Origin of the sequence: Amycolatopsis sp. NPDC051372 (genome assembly GCF_040682095.1) — a bacterium.
Taxonomy (GTDB): domain Bacteria; phylum Actinomycetota; class Actinomycetes; order Mycobacteriales; family Pseudonocardiaceae; genus Amycolatopsis.
The window spans coordinates 64,713-86,345 of sequence record NZ_JBFBAF010000041.1 but is presented as its reverse complement, the minus strand read 5'-3'; the positions used below and the strand labels follow the sequence as shown (position 1 = coordinate 86,345).

The window sequence follows — 21,633 nt, the reverse complement described above, 5'->3', positions numbered from 1 at the left end:
CCGCTGCTGTCCGCGGCGCGACGTGACCTGGCGCGCGCTAGCGTCGACTTGTTTTCTCGCGGCAAGGCGAAGGAACCGCCACGCAGCGCCGGTCCGGTCCGCCGCCGCGGCGCTCTGGCCGGCGAGGCTCGCACCGCGGCGCGAAGATCACCCTCGCCGTGGTGTCGCTGCTGGTCATGGCCTTCACCGGCTACGCGTGGGCGTCGCTGCAGGGCCTGGTCAACGGCCTCAACTACGCCGACGTGATCAACCCGCAATCGGGCGGCGACCAGCCCGCCGACGGCGCGCGCGACATCCTCCTGGTCGGCCTCGACAGCCGCACCGACGCGCAGGGCAACCCGCTCTCCCCGCAGCTGCTCGCCCAGCTGCGCGCGGGCGTGGCCGACGGCGAGCTCAACACCGACTCACTGATCTTCGTGCACATCCCGAACGACGGCAGCAAGGCCGTCGCGATCTCGCTGCCGCGCGACTCGTACGTGAACATCCCCGGCTTCGGCGAGCACAAGATCAACTCCGCGTACCCCCGCGCGATGCTGCAGGCGCGCAAGGACCTGCAGCAGCAAGGCGTGACGGACCCGAAGGAGCTCGACGTCAAGGCCAACCAGGCCGGCGCGAAGGAGCTGATCACCACCGTCGAGGCGCTCACCGGCTCGACGATCGACAACTACGCGGCGATCAACCTGCTCGGCTTCAGCGAGATCACGCAGGCCATCGGCGGCGTCGACGTGTGCCTCAACAACAGCGTCGACGACTCCTACTCCGGCGCGAAGTTCACCAAGGGCGTGCACACGATCTCCGGGGTGCAGGCACTGGAGTTCGTCCGGCAGCGCCACGGCCTGCCGCGCGGCGACCTCGACCGGGTGGTGCGCCAGCAGGTGTTCATGGCCGGCATGGCGCGCAAGGTGCTCTCGGCCGGCACGCTCACCGACCCGGGCAAGCTCAACGCGCTCATCGAAGCCATCAAGAAGTCGGTGGTCCTCAACCAGAACTGGGACATCTTCAGCTTCGCCCAGCAGATGAAGGGCCTCACCGGCGGGCAGCTCGAGTTCCGCACGATCCCGGTGGAGGACGTCGCGTACAAGTCGCCCAGCGACGGTGACGCCATCAAGGTCGACCCGCAGGCCGTGAAGAAGTTCGTGCAGGGCCTCGCCGGTCCGCAGCCCGGCCAACAGCCTGGTCAAGAACAGGCGCCCCAGACCAACGACGCGAACAAGGGCATCACCGTCGACGTCCGCAACGCCTCGGGCCGCACGGGCCTGGCCGCGAGCGTGTCGAAGCAGCTCACCGGCAAGGGCTTCACCGCGGGCGACACGGCCAACGCGACCTCACGCAAGACCACCGTGATCTGGGTGCCCTCCGGCGGCGAGGACTCCGGCAACGCCGTGGCCGACGCGCTCGGCACCAAGGCGACGGTGCAGGAGGACAAGAGCGTCGGCGCCGGTCACGTGATGGTGTTCCTCGGCTCGGACTACCAGCCGAGCGCCGACAACGCCGGCTCCGGTGCGCCGGCCGGCGCGGCCCACGCGCCCGCGTCGACCCCGGCACCCCCGCCGGCCGCCGGCGACGACCAGAAGCCGATCACGGCCGATGGCGTTCCCTGCGTCAACTGACCTGTTCAGCGCACCGCGGTTCGTCCGTTCGGAGCAGTCTGCGAAATCGTCACCAAAGACTTGCCCGAAACCGCGTAAGGAAAAGCGCACTGCCCACTTTCATACACGTGAGACGCGCACGCGTTCGCAGTCACGAGAGCGAACGCCCGCGTGTGGGAGCGTGAGCAGGGCAGGGGACGAGGAAGTGGTGATCGACGCTGAGCACTACCAGCGGATACTCGGTGACGAGCTCCGCAAGCTCCGGCGCAGGCGAGGCTGGACGCGCAAGGAGCTGAACACGCATCTGCAGAGTGAGATCTCCCTGCAGACGCTGGCGACGTACGAGCTGGGCACGCGGCAGTGTTCCGTGGTGCGCCTGGTCGAGCTGTGCGTCGCGATGGACGAGCTGCCCCAGGACCTGCTGGCCAAGGTGCACCGGCGCGTGTTCGTGGAAGAGCCCGGACGCGTGCGGGTGGACCTGCGGCGAGTGGTGGCCGAGGCCTCGCCCGAACTGCTGCCCCTGCGCCGCTGGGCCGAGGACCGGCTGCGCCGTGGCGATCCGGGAGCCGGCGCGACCACGGTGAGCTCGGGCCCGGCCGAGGTGTCGCTCGACCTGGCCGCGCTCGAGCGGATGGCCGAGCTGTGCGACCTGCAGGTCGTCGACCTGATCAGCCACCTGCGCAAACTCGCACCCGCCTGAGCCACGGGCGGAGCTGACCCGGGCCGTTTCGCCGGTCCCGGCCGGGGGCTTTCGCGTTGTCGAGGGTCGCGAAAGCCCCCGCCCCCTCATCCCTGACCCGAGCACGCCCACCGCCGTCCGTGGGCTTGTTCGGCGCGCCTTCCTGCCCTCCCCACAAGCTACGAAGGGGACTTTCGCGCCTCCTCCCCTGCCGCGAAAGTCCCCTTCGTACCCCTTGCGCCCTGCGTTGTCAGCCGAGCAGTTCGTAGTCCTCCCGGCGAACCGTGCGCGTGTCGAGCCAGTACCGCCACGTGAAGCCAGGCCAGATCGTGCGGTTCACGCCCTTCGCGTCGAGGTACCAGCTCTTGCAGCCGCCCTGCGTCCAGATCCCCTTCGCGAGCTTGCGCTGCACGTCGGTGTTGAACGCCTCCTGCACCTGTGGCCGCGGGTCGATCGCGCGGTCGCCCGCCAGGCGCAGCGCCTGCGCGATGTAGGAGATCTGGGACTCGATCATGAACACCACGGAGTTGTGGCCGAGTCCGGTGTTGGGGCCGAGCAGGAAGAACAGGTTCGGGAACCCGTTGACGGTGATGCCGAGGTGCGTGCGCATCCCCTCGGCCGCCCACTCCTTGGCGAGGTTGCGCCCGTCGCGCCCGACTATCTCGAGCGTGTCGAACGCGTCGGTGACGTGGAAGCCGGTGCCGTAGATGATCACGTCGACCTCGTGCTCCACACCGGCGGCGTCGACCACGCTGTGCTCGCGGACCTCGGCGACGCCTTCGGTGACCACGTCGACGTTGTCCCTGGCCAGGGCCGGGTAGTAGTCGTTGGAGATCAGCACGCGCTTGCAGCCCATGGTGTAGTCGGGCGTCAGCTTCGCGCGCAGAGCCGGGTCGGCCACGGCCTGGTCGATGTTGCGCTTGGCGATGCGCTGGCCGAGCTGCATCACCCACGGCTGGCCGTTGAAGCCGACGGCGCGGGCCTCGAGCATCCAGTAGAGGACGTCGCGGTAGGCGCGTTGCGCGAGCGGGACCGCCTTGAACAGGCCGCGGACCCAGCCGGGCATGTCGTGGTCGGCCTTCGGCATCACCCACGGCGGGGTGCGCTGGAAGAGCGTCAGGTTCTCGACCTGCCCGACGATCTGGGGCACGAACTGCACCGCGCTCGCGCCCGTGCCGACCACCGCGACGCGCTTGCCGGTGAGGTCCACGTCGTGGTCCCACTGCGCGGAGTGGAACGCCGGACCGGCGAAATTCTCGATGCCGGGCAGGCGCGGGATCTGCGGGCGGTGCAGCGCGCCGACGCCCGCGACCAGGGCCTTGGCGACGAACTCGTCGCCCGACTTGGTGGTGACGTGCCAGCGGTTCTCATCGGCGTCCCAGCGCGCGCCGGTCATCTCCTGGCCGAAGCGCAAGAAGCGGCGCAGGCCGTACTTCTCCGTGACGCCGCGCAGGTAGCTCCAGATCTCGGGCTGCGGCGAGTAGGCGCGCGACCAGCCGGGGTTCTGCTCGAAGGAGAACGAGTACATGTGCGACGGGATGTCGCAGGCGCAGCCGGGATAGCTGTTGTCGCGCCAGGTCCCGCCGACGTCGTCGGCCTTCTCGAGGATCACGAAGTCTTCGCGGCCGTCCTTGCGCAGCTGGATGGCCATGCCCAGGCCGGAGAACCCGGTCCCGACCACGATCACCCCGGTCTCGGTGCGGTTGCCCATGCGCCCTCCCGTTTGGTGTTACTCAAAGTCCATCCTACTTGGAGTAGGTTACCGGCGGTAGAGTGTTCTCGTGACCACCGCGAAACGCAAGCGCGTGCCCCGGGCCGAGCGCGAACGGCAGATGATCGAGGTCGCCGAACGGGTGTTCACCGAGCGCGGCTACGGCGCGGCGTCGATGGACGAGATCGCCGAGCTCGTGGGCGTGTCGAAGCCGATGCTGTACGAGTACTTCCACTCCAAGGAAGGCCTGCTGCTGGCGTGCATCCGGCAGTCGCGGGCGGCGCTGCGCGAGGTGACCGAACAGGCGACGGTCGGCGCGGTTTCCGCCGAGGACGCGCTGCGTCGCGGGCTGCTGGCGTTCTTCGTCTTCATCCGCGAGCGCCGGGAGGCCTGGTCGCTGCTGCGGCACGAGATGGCACTGATCGGCACGCCGGCGGCCGACGAGATCGAGCAGACACGACGGCAGCAGACGGACCTGATCGCGGCGTTGATGAGCGGCCACTTCGACGACTCGGACGAACTGCGCGCCGAAGCGTCGGCCGAGTTCGTGGTCGGCGCGTGCGAGCGTCTCGCGATCTGGTGCGAGCGCTTCCCGGACGTGACCCCCGAGATGGCGACCGACTACGCCATGGACATGCTCTGGTCCGGACTGTCACCACGCGCCCGCTGAGGTGCGCGTGAAAATGCACGCGCATTAGGCCATTCGGTCGTCACTCAGTGCGAATCCCCTCCCGTGTCTTGTGACACAGAGTTTCTTTACGGTATCGAGAACCCTGTAGAAAGACTGATGGACAGTCGCGGGTTGCGCGGGGGCGCAGAAATCGCGTCATGAGCGTGCGGTGGCCGAGTCTCGGCCAGTGACGCATGCTGATGGCGAGAGGGGTGAGGTAGTGGTGGAGACGATCACAGCGACGTACGCGCACGAAAACGACGACTGGACGATCACCGTCAGCGGCCGCGGCGAGGCACGGACCGCGAAGGCGCCGGGCATCATCGCCGCGCGTGACCGCGCGGACCAGCTCGTCGACGAGCTCGCCCCGGACGGGCGACCCACGGTCGTGCACCTGCTCAACGGGAGCGCCCTGGAGTTCACCAGCTCCTACATGACCGCGCGGCTCACCCTGCCGGACATCGAGCCGCTGGAGGTGCCGCCGTCGGGGTCTTCGAAGCCGGCTGCTGCCGCCGCTTCGGCCTCTGCTGGTGCTTCCGCCTCTGCTGGTACTTCCGCCTCTGCTGGTACTTCCGCCTCGGCTGGTGCTCCCGCTGCGGCCAAGCCTCAGCTTCCGCCGAGCAAGCAGCTGTCGAAGGAAGTCGAGGACCGCAAGGCCGAGGAGACGCCCGCCGTCCCCACCTCGAAGCCGACGGTCTCCCCACGCGCCTGACACCGCCGTTCCGGTACGCCGGGCCAGTTGTCGCTTTGTCGATCTTTCATACGTGAATACGTCTGAGCGGACCCGTCTCCGGGCCCGCTCAGACGTATCGGTGGATCAGCGGAACAGCTTGCGCACCAGCAGCGCCACGATCAACGCCCCCACGCCGATGAGCGGGTACTTGACCTTGGGGTCGTCCAGCTTCGCGCGGATGCCGTTCTTGGCCTGGGCCGCGAGCTTCTGGGGATTGGCCTTGGTGCCCAGCTGGTCGAGCGTCGCCGCCAGCGCCGTCCTGGCCTGCTCGATCTCACGCTCGATGGTCTCGGGGTCGCGAGCCACGTGCCCTCCTCGCCGCGTCGGACTGTAGGCGCCCACGTTAGAGGACGACACCCCCATCACGGCCACTGGCCACGCCGAGCCACCCCGAACGTGGCGCGCGCTACGATTCTCCAGGCTTTCCCGGGGCCGTAGCCCAATTGGCAGAGGCACACGGTTTAGGTCCGTGCCAGTGAGAGTTCGAGTCTCTCCGGCCCCACTCACCCGAAGCATCGGTAGCCCCTTCGAGCGCCTTGATCTGCGGTTTCACGGCTCGAAGGGGCTGCCGATCGGAACGCGCGAAGCGTGACACGACGCGAACAGCGCATCGGGCGAGTCCCCCTGGATCCGGGAGCTCGCCGACCGCCGCCCGCAGGAGCGGGCTGGAGACTCCGTCGGCATGGCTGTGCTCGACCCACGGCATTGGCGTCGGATGTCGTGCTGGACTCCTGAGTCCTACTGCGAGCGCAGCACCCAGATGTCGGTGTCGTTCACCGCGACGAGGTCCGTATCGCCGTCACCGTCCACATCGGCCGTGAGGGTGTCCTTCGTGCCGGCGAACGAGCCCGCGTACCACACTTCGGGCGCGGAATAGCCCGTGCCGGTGGAGCGCATGACCTGCACATCGGTGTCGTTGACGGCGATGAGGTCTGCCTTGCCGTCGGCGTCGATGTCCCCGGTGAAGGTCTTCTCGGTGCCGGAGAACGGCGTGGTCGACCACTGCTGCGGCGGGGTGACGTGCCAGCGGGTCTCCGTGGTGGCGGGCACCACGCGCATACCGCTCGAGTCGACGAGGATGCAATCGGCCAGGCCGTCACCGGTCGCGTCCGCCGCCAGCGTCGCCTTCTCACCGCGGAGGGTGTCCGGGCCCCACGTTGTCAACGGGTTCAGCATCTTCGTGCCGTCCGAGACTGCCGCCAATAGCGGGACCCCCGCGAACAAGCCGATCACGTCGGTGTCCCCGTCGCCCTCCAGGTCCACCGCCAGGCTCCCCTGGTCGCCGGCGATGGTGTTGTTCAGCCATTGCGTGGGCGGCGAGAACCGTTCCACGCCGTCGGTGCCGATGATCGACCTCGACACGAAGATGCCCTGTATGCGCGGGCTCGAATGCGTGTGCGGCCGGACCGTGATGGCGTCCGCGCGGCCGTCGTTGTCCACGTCGCCGAGGAAGTATCCGTAGTACGGGCTGTCGTCGAGGCTATTCGCGCACAGGCTCCAATCCTGCTGCGGCTGGAAGCCCGAGCCGGTCGACAGCTTCACGTAGCACGCGTTCTGGAAGGTGTTGAAGCCGGCGAGGTCGTCCTTGCCGTCGCCGTTGACGTCTCCGGCTCTGACCGCGATTTGCGCGGTGAACGGTCCGGTCGACCACAGCTCCGGTACGCCGGACGCCTCCGCCGGCGCGGTGACTGTCAAGGACAGCAGACCGGCGACACCAGCCATCACAAGTGCTCGAGCTCGCATCACGTCTCCCCTTCGTGTCGGCTTTGCCGTATTCACGTCGCGCGAGCAGCCGGGAAACGTTACGGCGGCACACCACAGCACTTGCTGGGGCGGGACTCCGGTATCAGAAACGATCGTTCGCGGAACACTCACCGAGGCCTGGCGGGTAGGTCGAGAAATGCCAGCAGCCGCAGGACTCCGGCCAGGTGGTCGAGGTCGTGCCAGAGCGCGATCACGTCGTCTGGTCCGCGCTGGGCCGCGGCTGTCACTTCGGCAAAGTCGTCGCTGCTCTGGCCGCAGTCGAGGTGCGCTTCGGGACCTTGGTGGATGTCGAACGCGGCGGCCAGGTCCACGTTCCAGTAGTAGTCGACGGGCACATCAGCCAGGTTGATCGCATCGCCGAATCGGCGCTGTATCTCGTCCAGCAGCAGAGAACAGGTCCGGCGAAGGTCGGCGAGCTTGAGTACTGGGTTTCTCTGCGTCACGCGCATCATCGTTCTCCTCACCCAGGCGATCACCGCGTCCAGACGGCAAGGTCGTGTCGACAGAGGGGTGACCCCGACTGCGAAGGGGTCGAACCACCGGAAGCACCACCAGGCCAAAGTAGGAACCGAAGTTGATCGCCGTTACTCTCGCGGCATGAGCGAGGAGATGAAGCTCGCGGAGGCACTGGCGCTGCGTGCTGACGCGGCGAAGCGGATCGAGCAGCTGCGCACGCGGGTCGTCGCGAGCGCCCGCTACCAGGAAGGTGAGCCACCGTCCGAGGACGCGGCCGAGCTGCTCACCGAGGCCGGGACCGTCCTCACCGAACTGGAGACGTTGATCCGGCGCATCAACCGGACCAACGCGCAGACCCCGTTCGGCGACGGCACCGTCACCGACGCCCTCGCCCGCCGCGACGTGCTGCGCCTGCGCCACTCCGTGCTCACCGCGGCGGCCGACGCCGCGGCTGGGCGCGGGCAGGCCATGGGGCGCCAGCTGCGGTCCGAGCTGAGGCAGCTGGCCGCCCTCCCGGTGTCCGAGCTGCGCGAGCAGGCCGACCGCGTCGCCCTCGAGCTGCGCCACCTCGACATCGACATCCAGCGCACCAACTGGGAGGCCGACCTCCTGCACTGACCGGCGGCACGGAAGCAGGTAACCGCCCGGGGAAAGCGAGCACAAGCCGAGGGCCGGCGGCCAATCCGGCTCGTGGCGCGTGGCGGGCAACGCAGGGGTTCAATTCCCCATTTGGACAGCGCAGCCCAGCACCGCGCACAGGTGACCGCGCACGCGGCACACTTCACCACCACGTGCTGGTTCCCCGGGAAGGTGAGGGCGGGTAAGGGGTTTTCCGTGTCAGGGCACCGCCAGGCGGTCGGGTGCCGCGATTCGGTTCCACGGTCATCTGACTCCTCTTCAGGGACGGGGCTACGCATGGTGGCGGCCTCGGCGACGCGGCATGGTGCATGGATCAGCGACTCCCCGAGGGAAGGCAGGGCTTCTCCAGCTGCCCTCCCCGGCTACAACTGCCGTGTCATACGTCGATCTGCTCGAAGATGTGCGGGTACGACACGATGTCGTCGGGGAACTCGGCCGCCATGCGCTGGAATTCCGGGCTGCCGAACGCCTTGGCGAGGGCATCGGTCGACTCCCAGACCGCGACGTTCATCAGAAGCTGGCTGTCCGCCGTTCCCTTGTGCATCTGCAAGGAGACGAAACCCGGCTGAGCCTTCATGAACTCCGCCTGCCTCCGAAAGAGGGCCAGGAACGCTTCAACCCCCTTCTTCGGAACCAAGAAGGTGTTGGCCAGGACGATGGGCCCGCGGGCTCAGGTGAGAGCCGCGACCAGCAGGGTGAAGGCGGCGATGATGATGGCGACGCGGACGTAGTGGTAGCGGTCCCAGCGGTTCATCTGCTTCTTCCAGTCGGCGGGCCGGTTGTCAGGGGTCCACGTCTTGCCCCGGTTGTTGATCGGGACGAGCAGCAGCAGCGACATGACCACGCTCACGATCAGCAGCGCGGCGGCGATGACGACGAGGCCGGTTCCAGGGTGCTGCCATCCGGCAATGGCCCAGACCGCGCTCAGGACCAGCGAGCCGATGTACCAGAACGGCATGAGCGCGCCGAGCATCCGGCCCCCGTGGGAGCGGGCGGCCTGGTTGCTGTCGTCGGGGAGTCCGCTGAAGATCCGGTTCATGACGAAGGCGACGGAGAACTCCACCCCCACCATCACCCCGACCACCACGATGGTGACGACCTCGAGCGTGCCGAGCATGATGTCCCTCCAGAAATCTAGTGTTGCTAGCTGTTGAGGCAACGCTAGTACTACTGCCGCTCGGTTGTCTAGCGGTGCTAGACTCCAACCATGTCGGTACAGGAACGCAAGCAGCGCGAACGGGCGGACCGCGAACGCCTCATCGTGGCGACGGCCCGCGAACTCGCCGAGCAGCAGGGCTGGGACGCGGTCACCACCCGCCTGCTCGCCGAGCGCATCGAGTACAGCCAGCCCGTCCTCTACAGCCATTTCCGCGGCAAGCGCGAGATCATCGGCGCCGTCGCCCTCGAGGGGGCCACCGAGATGGCCGCGGCGCTGCGGGCCGCGACCTCCGCCGCGGACGGCCCGCGCGCCCGGGTCACCGCACTCGCCCGCGCCTACCTCGACTTCGCCGAGCGCAACCCGGCGGTCTACGACTCCATGTTCCAGCTCGACGGCGGCCTGATGTTCGCGAACGAGGACACCCCGGAGCCGCTGAAGGACGCCTTCGCCGCCCTGCTGGAGACTCTCGGCGAGGTCGCCGGGGACGGCGTCCACCCTGGACTGTTCACCGAGGTGTTCTGGGCGGCTCTGCACGGGCTGGCCACCCTGAGTCGAGCGGGACGGCTGCCGCCGGAGGACACCGAGCCGAGGGTGGAACTGCTGGTGGACCGGCTCGCCATGCTCTGACACACCGTCCCGGCGGACGGGCGGCCGGGTGGTAAGTCCCCGCAGGAATCGCGGCTTGCCTGTGCCACGTCTTCCGGATCACTCCTGCAGTACGAAGTCGGACAACCCGACGACGTACCACGCTGATCAGGCTCCGCTCGGCCAAGCGTTGTATTTTCGGCGCCTGCTACCGGAAGGCCGAACGGGTGTGGTGGTCACTTGCTCTCCAGCCGACCGATCGCGTCGAGGCGCGCGAACGCGGCCGTTGCCGCCGGCCACGCCGAGGTGTCGGACGTGAGGGTGTCGCGCAGGAATGCCCAGCTCATCCGCTGGATCACGGCCACGCGTTCCGGATCCTCGTCGGTTGTCTCGACGGTGTCGTAGCCGGTGACGCCGCCGAGCATGTGCTCGCCACCGTGCAGGGTGAGCAGCGACTTCGGTCCGGGCGCCTGGTGGTAGGCGTCGGCGTGGTAGTCCGGCCCTCGGTCGGTGAGCTCGGGCGAGTCGTCCTGGTCGCCGACGATCACGAGCGTGGGCGTCGTCATTTCCTCGAACCCGGCCGTCCGCAGTGCGGTGAACCGCTTCGCCAAGTCCGTGAGGTGATCGTCCCCGGCGCCTGTCGATGCGAGGAGGACGCCCGCCTTGACCCGGTCGTCAAACGCGCGGACGGTGTCGCCGTCCTCCACCACGCGTGCGCCGAGGAGCATGCTCGCCGTCTGCCCGCCCATCGAGTGCCCGGCGACGGCGACCCGGCCGCGGTCGACGCGCCCGGCCAGCCCCGGTACGGCGGCCTCGACGAGGTCGAAGTGGTCCAGGACGGCGGTAAGGTCCTGTACGCGCGACTCCCAATACGCGCGTGCGTCGGGCGCGGACCGTGGCAGCCCCAGGGACTTCGAGCTGAGGTGGGTGGGCTGCACGACCACGAACCCGTGGGCCGCCCAGAAGTCCGACAGCGGCGCCAGTCCGCGGTTCGATGAGACGTAGTTCGTGACCCCTCCGCCGTGGGAGAGCAGCACGACCGGCAACCGGTCTCCCGAGGTGGGTGCGGAGACGCGGACCTGCAGCGGGGTGGGCCGTCCGGGTGCCGGGAGCACGACCGGGCTCACCGACAGGAAGGGCGTCGAGCCGGAGACCGGAATCGTGCGTGCCCGGCCGACGAGCGCGTCGGCGCGGTCCCAGAGGTCGTCGTGCACGGCGGTGCCGTCAGTCATCTGCTGTCCCGTCGGCTAGATGGAATCGGATTCCGGTTGTCACTTCGCTACTATATGGAATCAGATTCCGCTTGGCAAAAGAGGTGCCCATGACCAGCAGGAACGACGCCGTGCCGCAGGCGCCCCTTCGTGCGGACGCCCGGCGCAACGTCGAGGCGCTCATCGAGGGCGCCCGCGCCGTATTCGCCCGCGACGGCGTCGACGCGCACGTGAAGGACATAGCCCTGGAGGCCGGAGTCGGAGTCGCGACCCTGTACCGCCACTTCCCCAAGCGGACCGATCTCGTAATCGCAGTGCTGCGGCATGACGTCGACGAGTGCGTCGAAACGGCCCAGGAGCTCGCCGCGGCTCACCCGCCGATGGATGCCCTCACACTGTGGCTCGACCGCTATTGTGCATTCGTCCTCACAAAACACGGTCTCGCAGTGGCGCTGCAGTCGGGCGAAGCGACCTTCGCCGGACTCGGCGCACAACTGCTGGAACGGCTCGAGCCGGCACTCGACGAGCTTTTGCAGGGCGCGCGAGTCACGGGGGCGATCGGGGACGGAGCGAGCGCGATGGATCTCCTCCGCGCAGTCGCACACCTGTGCACGCCCGGCCCGTCGCACATCGACTACACCCGGCGCATGATCACACTGTTGCTCACCGGACTGCGGCAGGACCCGGCGACACAACGGGCCAAAAGGAGTATCTCTGAGCCTCACCGACGTACCCGCGATTGATTCGAGGGCTCGTCGGCCGCCGTGCGCCTGGCCGCCTTGTACTCGCACGCGGCAGGGAAACACCTCAGCTCTTGATGAACTCCAAGATATCGGCGTTGAGTTGTTCAGCGTGGGTGACGTACAGGCCGTGCCCGGCAGAGGGATATTCCCGGTAGACGGCATGGGGCACCAGCTTCCGGGTACGACGGCCGGTGACGTCGATGGGTGCGGACTGGTCGGCCACTCCGTGCACAACCAGCGTCGGAATGGTGATGTGACGCAGGTCAGGGCGGAAATCGGTGTGGAAGTTCGAGTGGAACATCGCGGCCGTCGCGAACGGCGATGGCGACAGGCAGCGCCGGACCTCGTGCTCGATCAGTGCCGGTGAGACGTCGTTGCCCAGATGCGTGGCGAAATAACCCTGCGCTCGATCGGCGAACCACTTCGGCCGGTCCTTGCGCAATTGTGCCAGCGTTGCCTCGTTGACCGCCTCGGGAATTCCTTCGGGATTGTCCTCGGACAGTTTGAGGTACGGCAACGTCGACGCCAGGAACGCGACGCGGGAGACCCGCTCCTCACCGTGCCGGGACAGATAGCGTGCGGCCTCGCCACCGCCGGCCGAGTGGGCGACCAGCGTGATGCCACGGAGGTCCAGATGCTCGATCAACGCGGCCAGATCATCGGCGCTGGTGTCCGCGTCGTAACCGGAGGAGGGGCGGTCCGAGCGGCCGTGCCCCCGCCGGTCCAGCAGGACACACCGGAATCCCTGCTCGACGAAGAACGGGACCTGATATTCCCACATTTCGGCGTTCAGCACCCAACTGGAGACGAACACCATCGGCGCGCCCGCACCGTAATCCTCATACGACAAACGCGTCCCGCCACCGACCTCGAAGAAAGGCATTTTCAGCTCCTCACCATTGTGTTATGACCCAATATTCGCTGAAGCCGAGAGGCCAGTCGATTACCTGTCAGGTAATGAGTCCTGCGGCTGATCGCGGGCGAGCGCGCGGGCCTGGCGAGTACTGCGGGGTCGGTCGAGCGGCTGCAACGGGCCAAGGCCGCCCGCGCCGGAATCGGTCGGGCGGTTTTCTGCTTACGCTCGGCCTGGTTTGAGTGGGGTGAGCTGCTCGATGTCGTGGCGGATCCGCAGCGCTGCGATGGCGGGCTGATCGGGAGGCCCGTCGGCGGTGAGCAGCTCGGCGAGTTCGCGCAGGTACCGCTCGTGGCCGGCCGGCGTAACGAGGAAGAGCATCCTGGCTGGTGCCGCGCAGGGGTTGGCGAAGGCGTGCGGACAGCCGGCGGGCACGTACATCAGGCTGCCCGGACCGCCCCGAACGACCCGTTGACCGCCGGCGGACTCCCAGCGTTGCCAATCGCCGGCGGTGCGCATTCGCGGCTCGAATGCGAGCAGGTCGAGTTCGCCCTCGATGATGTAGAACAGCTCTTCAGCCTCACCGTGCCGGTGTGCGCCCACGTCGAACCCCGGCCCAACGTCCGCTTCGAACACCGACCACCGGGCCGACCGGTCGGCACCGACTTTGAGTGTCATCCCAGCGGAAGTGATCGACTGCCCGGATCCGGGTAGCAGTACCAGTCCATCCGTCATCTCGTCTCCCCCCACCCCTGGAAACGTCGAGGTCGCACGCCTGCTTCGCGCTAGCCGCCCGACCGTACGGAGTCGGCAAAGACAGCGCCGTCGTTACGCCACCACTTACAACGCACTCCTGCGCTGTGCCCTCGGCACCAACCTCCCGGTGACCAGCAAAATCTCCAAAGCCGGGGTCATGCACGACGCATGACAGCCCACCAGCCAGTCGAATTCACGAGCCTGCCCGCGCCCGGCGGCCGCGATCGCTGGGCCGGGTTCCTTGATCCTTCTCCGTGGCAACGGCGGAAGCGGAAATGAGCGTCGCGGCGGCGAGGCTGCCCCAGAGGGCGGCCGAGCCGTGGGAGGCCAGCGCGGTGATCGCCGCAGGGGAGACGGCGAGGCCGAAGCCCGTGGAGAGCTGGAAGCGGGCGAGGGCGCGTCCCAGGACAGGGGCCGGGGTGAGGGCGGTGACCAGCGCGGTGGCGCTGCCGGCATAGCTGATCTCGCCGATGGTGTAGACCACGGACACCGCGGCGATGGCAGGGGCACCCCAGCCGTGTCCCAGTGAGGTGGCGGCGAGGAAGCCGAGGTAGGACGCGGTGAGTACCGCGCCGGCGAGAGCCAGCACGGTCCGCCGGGGAAAGCGGGACAGCAGGACGGTGACCGGAACCTGCAGGGCGACCACCAGCACCGTGTTGGCCACGAAGATGGCTGCCGACCACACCGGGGATGCGTGCAGCTGGGTCACCAGAACCAGCGGCAGCGCGATTTCGGGGACGTTGAGACAGAAGACGTAGACCACGTTGGCGGCCAGCAACGCGCGCATCCGAGGTGCGGGCTCGTCGGCTCTGTCCTCGGCCGGAACAGCGGCCGGATGCGTACGAAGGTGGACCGACCACGCCAAGGCCGCCGCGGCGAGATAGGCGAGCCCGGTGGCGGCTGCCAGCGCCTGCAGTGCGGTGGTACCGCCCGTCAGGCATGCGGTGGCGAGGAGGCCACCCACGCCCAGGCCGGCGTTGCGCAGAGCGCGGCCTCCCGCGAGCGCCGCGTCCCGTTCCCGGCCGTGGGCGACCGTGGCCACCAGGGCCGCATGGGCGGCCGGCCACGCCTGGTTGCCGATGCCGAGGAAGAGCGCCGCCGTCGCGAACAGCCCGACGTGCCCTGCCGGGGCGGCCGGCAGCAGCGCCACGCCCAGCACCCGCACCAGCATCGACGCTGCCACGACCGTGCTGCGTGCGCCCCGGTCCAGCCAACGGCCGACAGCGGGCATGCACACCAGACCCGCGACGGCGCCGACCGTCATGGCGATCCCGGTGACCGGCGGGGAAAGCCTGAGCACCGTCACCCCGTAGAGAAGGAGAAAGGGCCGCAGCAAGCCGGTGCCGAGCGCGTCCACGGCCAGGGCAACGGCATAGCGCGGCCCTCCGGAAGCCCGGACGAGGGCGCGCGGCTGGATCTTGGTGGTGGTTCCCATGGCGTCAACGGTGCGTCGCGTCTCCCAGCTCGCCACGTCGGTTGACGGACACCGTCAATCGACGCAGTCGTCGGCCATCCGACCAGCGATGATGGGGGGATGACGTTGCGGATCGACATCGGTGGTCTGCCATCCGGGCGACTGCGGTTCGCTGCCTCCCCGCTGGCCGAGCTGACCGCGATGCTGCACGTGCTGGGCGAACCCGGGCATCACCCGCGGCTCGCCGGCTGGGCCGGGGACGTCTGGGCCGGGCTGCGGCCGGAGCTGGCCGAGCGGCTCAGGGAGGCGGAATTCCTCTGGCGTTCCTCACGAGCCGACTTCCTGGTCCCCGCCCGCCCCCGGCCGACCCTCGCCGAGGAGTTGGACGAGGTGGACCGGATCGACGACGAAACCTATGTGACCGCCGCGCTCATCACCACGTGCGGCAGCAACCGGGTCCACTTTGCCGCGCCGTCACCGCTTGCCGACGCGACGGCGCGACGGCGCGACGGCAAGCCCTGGACCGCGCCAAGGCCCGCGGCGCGCTCCAAGAAGCCTTCGCGGAACGGCTTCTCGCGGACCCCGCAGCCGTTCGGGCGCGGGTGCGTCACACCCTCGAACAGTGCGGCGAGGCCTTCTTCGACGCCGCCTGGGCGGGCATCACCGCGCGGCTCGCCACCGACCTGCGCCTGAAGAACGACCTGCTGAAGCGCCAGGGCATCGGGGCGGCACTCGCGGCGGTCTCCGGCGCCGTGACCTTGGCCCCGGACGGCACCTGCATCATCGTGGACAAACTGCAGGACAAGACGACCACCGCCCACGGCACCGGGGTCACCTTCCTCCCCAGCGTCTTCGGCCGCCCGCACCTGGTGGCGATCCACGCGCCCGGGTGGCAGCCGGTGGTGCAGTACCCCGTGGCCGAGGCGAGCCCATCGGAGCCGGTGTCGCTGGAAACGGTCACGCTACGGCTGGAGGCACTCGCGCATCCGGTACGGCTACGGCTGCTGCGCACCCTGGCCCGCGGCCCGCACACCACCGGCGAGCTGGCCCACGCCTGGGAACTGTCACCCCCGGAGGTCTCCCGCCACCTCGCTGTCCTGCGCCGCGCGGGCCTGCTCACGACCCGCCGGCACGGTCGTTACGTCCGCTACACCCTCAACCTGCACGACCTGACGGCGCTGGGGGCCGACCTGCTGGCGGCCGTGCTGCGCTGAGCAACCGAGGTGCGGGAGCTCGAAGTCGAGGAGCCGGAAGCCTCCACAAAGGAGGGTCAGGGCACGAGTTCCGCGTCATGGCCGTAGATCCAAGCGTTGGCGGCCAGCGGATCCTGACCGGACAGCGACGCGTCGCGGGCTTGCTGGTCCGGCCCGTCGGGCAGGTGGTTGAGGTGCGCGCGCTCGTGCGACACCGTCTGGAGCCGGGCGGTGCGGGTACGGCGGGCGGACTCGTAGCGGCGCAGCGCGCGGGCCGGCGCGGTGGCGTCGGCAGCCAGGTAGAGCGCGAGAGCGGCCGCGTCTTCGACCGCCTGCGCGGCGCCCTGGGCGAAGAACGGGAACATCGGGTGCGCGGCGTCGCCGAGCAGGGTCACGGAGCCGTGGCTCCACTGCGCGAGCGGGGCGCGGTCCAGCAGTGCCCAGCGGCCCGGGGCGCCGGCCGCGTCGATCAGCTCTCGCAGCCGCGGGTCCCAGCCCTCGAACTCGGCGGCGAACTCCGCGTGGGTCGCGGTGGCACTCCAGGATTCGACGACGTCCTCGCCGGCCGGGGCGAACGCGACGATGTTGATCAGCCCGCCCGCCGAGATCGGGTAGTGGACGAGGTGGTGGTCGGGGCCGAGCCAGAGCGTGTGGGCGTTGCGCAGCGCGAACGCGGGCGCGTCGGCGGCCGGCACGAGGGCACGGAAGGCGCACAGGCCCGAGAACGTCGCGGGTGACGGCCCGAGCAGGGCGTTGCGGATGGTCGAGTGCACGCCGTCGGCACCGATCACGACGTCGGCGGTCGTGGTGGTGCCGTCGGCGAAGGACAGGACCGCGCCGTCGTCGGTGATCTCGACGCCCGCGCACTTCGCGCCGAGCCGCAGCGCGTCCGTCGGCACCGCGGCCTGGACGACGCTCACCAAGTCGGCACGGTGCACGGTGTATGTGCGCTCGCCGTAGAGCCGTTCGCACGACTCGGCGAGGTTCTCCGCCGACAGTACGGTCCCGTCCGCCCAGCGGCGGAACTCCCACCCGACGTCGATCGCCACGGCTCGCGCGAGCAGTTCGTCCAGGACACCGAGGCGGCGCAGCAGGCGCACGAGGTTCGGGCCGGCGACGAGCCCCGCCCCGACCTCGCCGAGCTCGGCGGCCTGCTCGTAGACCGTGCACGCGAGCCCCGCCCGGCCGAGGAACGCGGCGGCGGCCAGTCCCCCGATTCCTCCGCCGACGATGGCGATCCGCAGTTCGGACATCGGCGTTCCCCCTTCGTTTCGGGTGCCGGGAGCATGGCCGCCCGCGCGGCCGGTCAGGAACATCGATGTTCATCCAATGGACACCGACGTAGGCTGCGCGCACCATGCCCCGCACGAACGAACCCGGCCGCAGCGTCAGCTCGCGGCTGTTGCGGGTGCTGTTCACGTTCACGCCCGAGGACAGCGCCCTGACCCTCGCCGACCTGACCCGCCGCACCGGGCTCCCGCACGCGACGGTCCGGCGGCTCGTCCACGAGCTCCTCGCCGCGGGCGCGCTCGACCGCACTCCGGACGGCCGGTTCACCGTCGGCCTGCGCCTGTGGCAGCTGGGCACGCTCGCGCCGCTGTCGGTTCCGCGGCGCACGGTCGCGCTGCCGTTCCTGGAGGACCTGCACGCCGCGCTCCACCAGCACGTGCAGCTCGCCGTCCTCGAAGGGCACGAGGCCGTGGTGATCGAGCGCTTCTCCGCGCGCGACGCCGTCGACCTGGCCTCCCACGTCGGCGGGCGGCTGCCGCTGCACAGCTCGGCCGTCGGCAAGGTATTGCTCGCGCACGCCGGCCGGACGCTGATCGAGGCCTACCTCGCGGCCGGGCCGGCGCGGTTCACCGCACGGACCGTGACCGACCCGGCGGACCTGCGGGCCGAGCTGACGGCGTGCCGGCGGTCCGGCACCGCCACGGTGCGCGGCGAGATGACCGAGGGCGCGGACTCGGTGGGCGCCCGCATCACCGATGGCCACGGCCGGGTCGTCGCGGCGCTTTCGGTCGTCGTGCGCACGGGCTCGCTCGACCTGGCCACGGTCGTCGCACCGGTGCTCTCCAGCGCGTTCAGCATCTCGCGCCGCCTGGGCTGGCGGCCCGGGATCGGCCTGCGCGACGCCGACCTACCCCTGCCGGGCGCCGGGCAGCCGGCCCTTCGAGACGCCGATCAGCAACCCGGTACCGTGCCGTACCGATGACCGCCAACCTCGCCCGTCCGGTGCTGTCCGGCAGCCGTGCCGCTGTGCGTGAGAACTGGACCGGCCGGCAGGTGCGGTTGCGCGAGATCCGCCCCGACGACCGGCGAGCCCTGGTCGGCTTCGATCGCGACGGTGGCGGTGGTTACCGGCACTGGGCGACGCACCGGGCGGAGGTGGCCGGGTCCGGCGGGGATCGCCACCTGGCGATCGAGACGCTGCACGGCCGGACGCTCGTCGGGTCGATCTGGGTCCGGACGGATCCCGCGGCGAGCCGGTTCAGCTACGGCGTCGGGATCGGCGCGCAGCACCGGCGGTGCGGGTACGCCGAAGACGCCGTCACGACGCTGCTCGCCGCGATGTTCGGGCCGGCCGGCTACCGCAAGTGCGAGGTCAGTGTGCACGGCCGCAACTTCGCCTCGCTCGCGTTGCACGCCAGGCTCGGGTTCCGCGAAGAAGGCCGGGTGCGCGACACCGAGGCGCTTCACGGACAGATCACGTACCCGGTGCTGATGGGTCTCGGCGCGGACACGTTCGCCGCCCGGCGCCTGGACGTCGCAGACAGCCCGTGGACCGGGCGACACTCGCGACCGCGGCGACGCGGGCGGCACTGGCGTACTCGCGTCCGGCACTGATCCCGGCCGCAGACCGGGCCGCCGGGAAACTCGACTCACGCCGAGTAATCGCGTCTCATCAGAACCACAAGTGAACCCCTCTCCTCGCTCGGCGAGGACGACGTGGCAGGCTCGGCCGCCGTCGGACGGCGGCCAGGCCGGCAATCACGTCAGCGGCCGCCCGTGTCCGCGAGGTAAATCTGCTGCGTGGTGTCGCGTTGGCCTCGAACAGCGTTACGGTCCGTGACAAATGCCACGAGGCCGGCGGACACCGCGGGGTAGGTCGCGTTGCCCGTTTTCGTGAGCTGCACCGGAGCCGACCAGCCGGCGGGCGTGAGACGCGCCGTGAAGACCTTCCAGCGCCAGTCCGTGGCGCGCGAGTCGTACCAGACGGCGCGGACGGTGCCGTCCGGGTCGTGGCTCAGACGGGGGCGCTGGCTCATCGCCGCCGGCTCGAGAGCGAACGGCGTGCCGGCCGACCAGGTGCGGCCGTCGGCGGAGCGGGCCGAGCGCAGGGACAGGTTCGCGCCCGAGCTCTGGAGGGCGCCGCTGTCCCAGGCGACGACGAAGGCGCCCGAGTGGTCGACGGCCGCGCTCGGGTGGCGGTCGGCTCGGTCGGTGGCGGCGCTGACCTGGGCCGAAGTGCCCCAGCCGCCGCGGGTGCCCGCGCGGGTGGTGGCGAGGATCTGCCAGTTGTCCGGGTCCGTGCCGCCGGACGCGGATTGGCCGGCGGGCGGGGTGTGGCCCGTCCACAGTGGATCCGGGTCGAAGCGGTCGTCCTGCCACGCAACGAGAATGCGGTCGCCGTGGCCCACCGCGACGGTCGGGAACACCGAGGCCGGGTAGCGCGGCGAGCGGGCGTCGACGGCGCGGTTGCCGGCGCTGACCGTCTTGCCGGCGGCCGAGAGGTTGACCGGCTTGCGGTCGACGCCGACCACCTGGGCGAATACGTCGAACGCGCCGGCGGTGTTGTCGGCCCAGGTGACGACGGGCTGTCCGCCGGACAGCAGCGCGATCGCCGGGTGCACGGCGCGGCCAGTGCCGGCGTCGAGCCGCACGGCAGGGCCGAAGAGCAGGCCGCCGGTGCTGCTGTGGCGCAGGTAGATCGCGGGACGGTGGGGCTGCTCGTGGCCGCGCTCGTCCTGCCAGACCACCCACACGTCGCGCCCGGAAGCGGCGACCCGCGGCGCCGTGGCCGTGCCCGAACCGCTGGAGAGCTCGACCTCGAAGAGACCGAAGCCGCGCCGGTCCACGCGCTTGTAAACGACCCTGCTGCGGCCGTCGGAATGCCGCTGCGCGACCACGTGCACGTCGTTGCCGGTGACCGCGACGTCGGCGAACCCCGTGAACTCACCGGTCCCGCCGAGCACCGCCGTCGCGTTGTCGTGCCCGGACTGCATGGCGGGCAACGGGATCTCCGGCGCGGGCGTGGCCACGCGGCCGACGGAGACGAACACGGGTGACGTCGCCGCGCGCAGCTGGTCGGGCAGCGTCGGGTCGGCGTCGGCGCCGGACGCGCTGCCGGGCGAGCGCACTTCGGCGCGGAACCACACGTGGTCGCCGGACAAGGTCAACGGCAGGGTGCGGGTGTCGTCGTTGCCGCGCACGGTGGTGTCCAGCAGGGCCTTGGCCGAGCGGCCCGGCGTGCCGTACACGAGCAGGCGCGTCCCGGCGCCCTGGCGGACCCGCACGCGCAGCGCCGCGCGCCGCGGCAGTTTCCGCGAACCGACCACCGTCTCGTCGCCGCCGATGGACTCGAACCGGCCGTCGCCGTCGAGGTCGGCCTCGATCGTCACGAACGGTCCCGACACGCCGGAGGACACCGTGGTCCGGCCGGCCTTCAGCGCGTCGAGGATCGAGCGGACGCTGCGGTCGCCGGCGAACACGCGCGTGGCCGGCTGGCCGGGGCCCGCGATGTCCCACAGCTCACGGAAGTGGCAGTCGCTCGCAGCGGTGACGCCGGTGACGTAACCGCGGTTCCAGCGCGTCTCGGCGAAGTCCATCTGCGCGTCGGGGTTCGTCGAGACGTTGAGCACCTCGATGTTGTGGATGCCCTGCACGCTGGCGTTGTCGTTGGGCCCGGCCTCGCGGGTGTACTCACCGTCGTCGGGGTGCGCGATGTGCCACACCGCGTCCTGCGAACGAGCGTCCCAAATGGACTGCTGGACGTGCCGGAACGCCGCCGAGCCGGGCGGGTTCGCGCCGTCGACGACGTTGTCCACCGCGCCGAGCACGATCGCGTGCGGCGAGCCGTTGGCCTCTTCACCGGGGATCAGCAGCAGCCGGTCCGACGTCCACTGTGGATCCCAGTGCTGGTCGTACGTGCGGTGGTCGGTCAGCGGCAGGAAGTCCAGCCCGGTCTTCTCGGCCTGGCCGATCTGGTCGCCGACGGGCAAATTGCCCGGCAGCGCCTGCTTCGACGTCTGGCGTGGCAGGCTGCCGTCGGCCGAGTGGTCGTCGTGCACGTGCGTGTCGCCGACGAGCCACTGGCCCTTCGGTTCACCGCTGCCGCCGAAGGGAAACCCGCCGAGCGGGAGTCCCTGGGCCGCGGCGACGGCCGGCGTGGCCACGAGGCCGGACGCCGCGATCGCGCCGCCGGCCGCCATGAACTGTCTGCGAGTGAGGCCCATCTCTGTCCTTCTTCCGGGCACCGGC

Annotated in this window: 23 protein-coding genes, 1 tRNA gene and 1 pseudogene; 13 read left to right on the top strand and 12 right to left on the bottom strand. The window is 70.0% G+C overall.

What is annotated here, in order from left to right; translation table 11 throughout:
* Positions 1-146: 146 nt before the first annotated feature.
* Both AB0M56_RS43205 and AB0M56_RS43200 read left to right on the top strand, forming a co-directional pair.
* Positions 147-1,610 (top strand): LCP family protein, encoded by a 1,464-nt coding sequence (locus AB0M56_RS43205; RefSeq protein WP_364187282.1) that lies wholly within the window; start codon positions 147-149, stop codon positions 1,608-1,610.
* Between the two features lie 184 nt (positions 1,611-1,794).
* Positions 1,795-2,289 carry a helix-turn-helix domain-containing protein gene (locus tag AB0M56_RS43200; RefSeq protein ID WP_220247062.1) on the top strand — a complete coding sequence of 165 codons (495 nt, stop codon included), beginning with the start codon at positions 1,795-1,797 and terminating at the stop codon, positions 2,287-2,289.
* 229 nt (positions 2,290-2,518) lie between these two features.
* Here AB0M56_RS43200 and AB0M56_RS43195 read toward each other — a convergent pair whose 3' ends face one another.
* On the bottom strand, positions 2,519-3,979 hold the full coding sequence (locus AB0M56_RS43195; protein WP_364187264.1) for an NAD(P)/FAD-dependent oxidoreductase: 1,461 nt from the start codon (positions 3,977-3,979) through the stop codon (positions 2,519-2,521).
* A gap of 70 nt (positions 3,980-4,049) precedes the next feature.
* Between AB0M56_RS43195 and AB0M56_RS43190 the strand changes: the two genes are divergently transcribed.
* Together AB0M56_RS43190 and AB0M56_RS43185 are read left to right on the top strand one after the other, a co-directional pair.
* Complete coding sequence (locus AB0M56_RS43190; protein ID WP_364187261.1) at positions 4,050-4,649, top strand: TetR/AcrR family transcriptional regulator; 600 nt, start codon at positions 4,050-4,052, stop codon at positions 4,647-4,649.
* A 220-nt stretch (positions 4,650-4,869) separates the two neighbouring features.
* A complete protein-coding gene (locus tag AB0M56_RS43185) occupies positions 4,870-5,361 on the top strand; it encodes a hypothetical protein (RefSeq protein ID WP_364187258.1) in 492 nt (163 codons plus the stop codon).
* A gap of 105 nt (positions 5,362-5,466) precedes the next feature.
* Here AB0M56_RS43185 and AB0M56_RS43180 read toward each other — a convergent pair whose 3' ends face one another.
* Positions 5,467-5,688 (bottom strand): DUF3618 domain-containing protein, encoded by a 222-nt coding sequence (locus AB0M56_RS43180; protein ID WP_364187255.1) that lies wholly within the window; start codon positions 5,686-5,688, stop codon positions 5,467-5,469.
* Between the two features lie 122 nt (positions 5,689-5,810).
* On the opposite strand from AB0M56_RS43180, the gene AB0M56_RS43175 reads away from it, so the two are divergent.
* Positions 5,811-5,884: transfer RNA gene (locus AB0M56_RS43175), tRNA-Leu, on the top strand.
* A gap of 236 nt (positions 5,885-6,120) precedes the next feature.
* On the opposite strand, the gene AB0M56_RS43170 is transcribed toward AB0M56_RS43175, so the two are convergent.
* Both AB0M56_RS43170 and AB0M56_RS43165 read right to left on the bottom strand, forming a co-directional pair.
* Positions 6,121-7,104, bottom strand: coding sequence for a VCBS repeat-containing protein (locus tag AB0M56_RS43170; RefSeq protein ID WP_364187252.1), 984 nt, complete (start codon positions 7,102-7,104; stop codon positions 6,121-6,123).
* A 149-nt stretch (positions 7,105-7,253) separates the two neighbouring features.
* Positions 7,254-7,598, bottom strand: a complete 345-nt coding sequence (locus tag AB0M56_RS43165; protein WP_364187249.1) for a hypothetical protein — start codon at positions 7,596-7,598, stop codon at positions 7,254-7,256.
* Positions 7,599-7,743: 145 nt separating this feature from the next.
* On the opposite strand from AB0M56_RS43165, the gene AB0M56_RS43160 reads away from it, so the two are divergent.
* Complete coding sequence (locus AB0M56_RS43160) at positions 7,744-8,220, top strand: DIP1984 family protein (protein ID WP_364187247.1); 477 nt, start codon at positions 7,744-7,746, stop codon at positions 8,218-8,220.
* 397 nt (positions 8,221-8,617) lie between these two features.
* On the opposite strand, the gene AB0M56_RS43155 is transcribed toward AB0M56_RS43160, so the two are convergent.
* Together AB0M56_RS43155 and AB0M56_RS43150 are read right to left on the bottom strand one after the other, a co-directional pair.
* Positions 8,618-8,893: an antibiotic biosynthesis monooxygenase family protein gene (locus tag AB0M56_RS43155; RefSeq protein WP_364187278.1), complete on the bottom strand. Its 276-nt coding sequence runs from the start codon at positions 8,891-8,893 to the stop codon at positions 8,618-8,620.
* A gap of 18 nt (positions 8,894-8,911) precedes the next feature.
* Positions 8,912-9,358 (bottom strand): DUF1772 domain-containing protein, encoded by a 447-nt coding sequence (locus AB0M56_RS43150; RefSeq protein ID WP_364187244.1) that lies wholly within the window; start codon positions 9,356-9,358, stop codon positions 8,912-8,914.
* Between the two features lie 90 nt (positions 9,359-9,448).
* Between AB0M56_RS43150 and AB0M56_RS43145 the strand changes: the two genes are divergently transcribed.
* A complete protein-coding gene (locus AB0M56_RS43145) occupies positions 9,449-10,027 on the top strand; it encodes a TetR/AcrR family transcriptional regulator (RefSeq protein WP_364187241.1) in 579 nt (192 codons plus the stop codon).
* A gap of 194 nt (positions 10,028-10,221) precedes the next feature.
* Here the strand turns inward: AB0M56_RS43145 and AB0M56_RS43140 are convergent, their stop codons facing one another.
* Positions 10,222-11,217 carry an alpha/beta fold hydrolase gene (locus AB0M56_RS43140; RefSeq protein ID WP_364187238.1) on the bottom strand — a complete coding sequence of 332 codons (996 nt, stop codon included), beginning with the start codon at positions 11,215-11,217 and terminating at the stop codon, positions 10,222-10,224.
* A gap of 71 nt (positions 11,218-11,288) precedes the next feature.
* On the opposite strand from AB0M56_RS43140, the gene AB0M56_RS43135 reads away from it, so the two are divergent.
* Positions 11,289-11,939, top strand: coding sequence for a helix-turn-helix domain-containing protein (locus AB0M56_RS43135; protein WP_364187235.1), 651 nt, complete (start codon positions 11,289-11,291; stop codon positions 11,937-11,939).
* Between the two features lie 64 nt (positions 11,940-12,003).
* Here the strand turns inward: AB0M56_RS43135 and AB0M56_RS43130 are convergent, their stop codons facing one another.
* The 3 genes from AB0M56_RS43130 to AB0M56_RS43120 form a co-directional block, all read right to left on the bottom strand.
* Entirely contained in the window at positions 12,004-12,822 is an 819-nt protein-coding gene (locus AB0M56_RS43130; protein WP_364187232.1) for an alpha/beta hydrolase, read from the bottom strand.
* 192 nt (positions 12,823-13,014) lie between these two features.
* Positions 13,015-13,527 (bottom strand): cupin domain-containing protein, encoded by a 513-nt coding sequence (locus tag AB0M56_RS43125; RefSeq protein ID WP_364187229.1) that lies wholly within the window; start codon positions 13,525-13,527, stop codon positions 13,015-13,017.
* A 214-nt stretch (positions 13,528-13,741) separates the two neighbouring features.
* Positions 13,742-14,983, bottom strand: coding sequence for an MFS transporter (locus tag AB0M56_RS43120; protein WP_364187226.1), 1,242 nt, complete (start codon positions 14,981-14,983; stop codon positions 13,742-13,744).
* A 99-nt stretch (positions 14,984-15,082) separates the two neighbouring features.
* Here AB0M56_RS43120 and AB0M56_RS43115 point away from each other — a divergent pair, with 99 nt between their 5' ends.
* From AB0M56_RS43115 to AB0M56_RS43105, 3 genes and pseudogenes are all read left to right on the top strand, one after another.
* Positions 15,083-15,655 (top strand): DUF5937 family protein, encoded by a 573-nt coding sequence (locus AB0M56_RS43115; RefSeq protein ID WP_364187223.1) that lies wholly within the window; start codon positions 15,083-15,085, stop codon positions 15,653-15,655.
* Positions 15,538-15,828, top strand: a pseudogene (locus AB0M56_RS43110) (DUF5937 family protein); the annotation flags it as partial. The gene AB0M56_RS43115 and the pseudogene AB0M56_RS43110, both read left to right, overlap by 118 nt.
* A 3-nt stretch (positions 15,829-15,831) precedes the next feature.
* Positions 15,832-16,176, top strand: a complete 345-nt coding sequence (locus tag AB0M56_RS43105; RefSeq protein ID WP_364187275.1) for a metalloregulator ArsR/SmtB family transcription factor — start codon at positions 15,832-15,834, stop codon at positions 16,174-16,176.
* A 56-nt stretch (positions 16,177-16,232) separates the two neighbouring features.
* On the opposite strand, the gene AB0M56_RS43100 is transcribed toward AB0M56_RS43105, so the two are convergent.
* Entirely contained in the window at positions 16,233-17,408 is a 1,176-nt protein-coding gene (locus AB0M56_RS43100) for an FAD-dependent monooxygenase (protein WP_364187220.1), read from the bottom strand.
* A gap of 104 nt (positions 17,409-17,512) precedes the next feature.
* Between AB0M56_RS43100 and AB0M56_RS43095 the strand changes: the two genes are divergently transcribed.
* Positions 17,513-18,367 carry an IclR family transcriptional regulator gene (locus AB0M56_RS43095; RefSeq protein ID WP_364187217.1) on the top strand — a complete coding sequence of 285 codons (855 nt, stop codon included), beginning with the start codon at positions 17,513-17,515 and terminating at the stop codon, positions 18,365-18,367.
* Between the two features lie 71 nt (positions 18,368-18,438).
* A complete protein-coding gene (locus AB0M56_RS43090) occupies positions 18,439-18,999 on the top strand; it encodes a GNAT family protein (protein WP_364187272.1) in 561 nt (186 codons plus the stop codon).
* Positions 19,000-19,148: 149 nt separating this feature from the next.
* Here the strand turns inward: AB0M56_RS43090 and AB0M56_RS43085 are convergent, their stop codons facing one another.
* Complete coding sequence (locus tag AB0M56_RS43085) at positions 19,149-21,608, bottom strand: CehA/McbA family metallohydrolase (protein WP_364187214.1); 2,460 nt, start codon at positions 21,606-21,608, stop codon at positions 19,149-19,151.
* Positions 21,609-21,633 lie beyond the last annotated feature (25 nt).

Bases quoted from the DNA above. Each gene is read 5' to 3' on its own strand.
- AB0M56_RS43125 (WP_364187229.1), bottom strand. From the start codon at position 13,527: ATGACGGATGGACTGGTACTGCTACCCGGATCCGGGCAGTCGATCACT.
- AB0M56_RS43195 (WP_364187264.1), bottom strand. From the start codon at position 3,979: ATGGGCAACCGCACCGAGACCGGGGTGATCGTGGTCGGGACCGGGTTC.
- AB0M56_RS43170 (WP_364187252.1), bottom strand. From the start codon at position 7,104: ATGGCTGGTGTCGCCGGTCTGCTGTCCTTGACAGTCACCGCGCCGGCG.
- AB0M56_RS43115 (WP_364187223.1), top strand. From the start codon at position 15,083: ATGACGTTGCGGATCGACATCGGTGGTCTGCCATCCGGGCGACTGCGG.
- AB0M56_RS43130 (WP_364187232.1), bottom strand. From the start codon at position 12,822: ATGCCTTTCTTCGAGGTCGGTGGCGGGACGCGTTTGTCGTATGAGGAT.
- AB0M56_RS43140 (WP_364187238.1), bottom strand. From the start codon at position 11,217: ATGACTGACGGCACCGCCGTGCACGACGACCTCTGGGACCGCGCCGAC.
- AB0M56_RS43160 (WP_364187247.1), top strand. From the start codon at position 7,744: ATGAGCGAGGAGATGAAGCTCGCGGAGGCACTGGCGCTGCGTGCTGAC.
- AB0M56_RS43120 (WP_364187226.1), bottom strand. From the start codon at position 14,983: ATGGGAACCACCACCAAGATCCAGCCGCGCGCCCTCGTCCGGGCTTCC.
- AB0M56_RS43085 (WP_364187214.1), bottom strand. From the start codon at position 21,608: ATGGGCCTCACTCGCAGACAGTTCATGGCGGCCGGCGGCGCGATCGCG.
- AB0M56_RS43150 (WP_364187244.1), bottom strand. From the start codon at position 9,358: ATGCTCGGCACGCTCGAGGTCGTCACCATCGTGGTGGTCGGGGTGATG.
- AB0M56_RS43095 (WP_364187217.1), top strand. From the start codon at position 17,513: ATGCCCCGCACGAACGAACCCGGCCGCAGCGTCAGCTCGCGGCTGTTG.
- AB0M56_RS43165 (WP_364187249.1), bottom strand. From the start codon at position 7,598: ATGATGCGCGTGACGCAGAGAAACCCAGTACTCAAGCTCGCCGACCTT.
- AB0M56_RS43145 (WP_364187241.1), top strand. From the start codon at position 9,449: ATGTCGGTACAGGAACGCAAGCAGCGCGAACGGGCGGACCGCGAACGC.
- AB0M56_RS43100 (WP_364187220.1), bottom strand. From the start codon at position 17,408: ATGTCCGAACTGCGGATCGCCATCGTCGGCGGAGGAATCGGGGGACTG.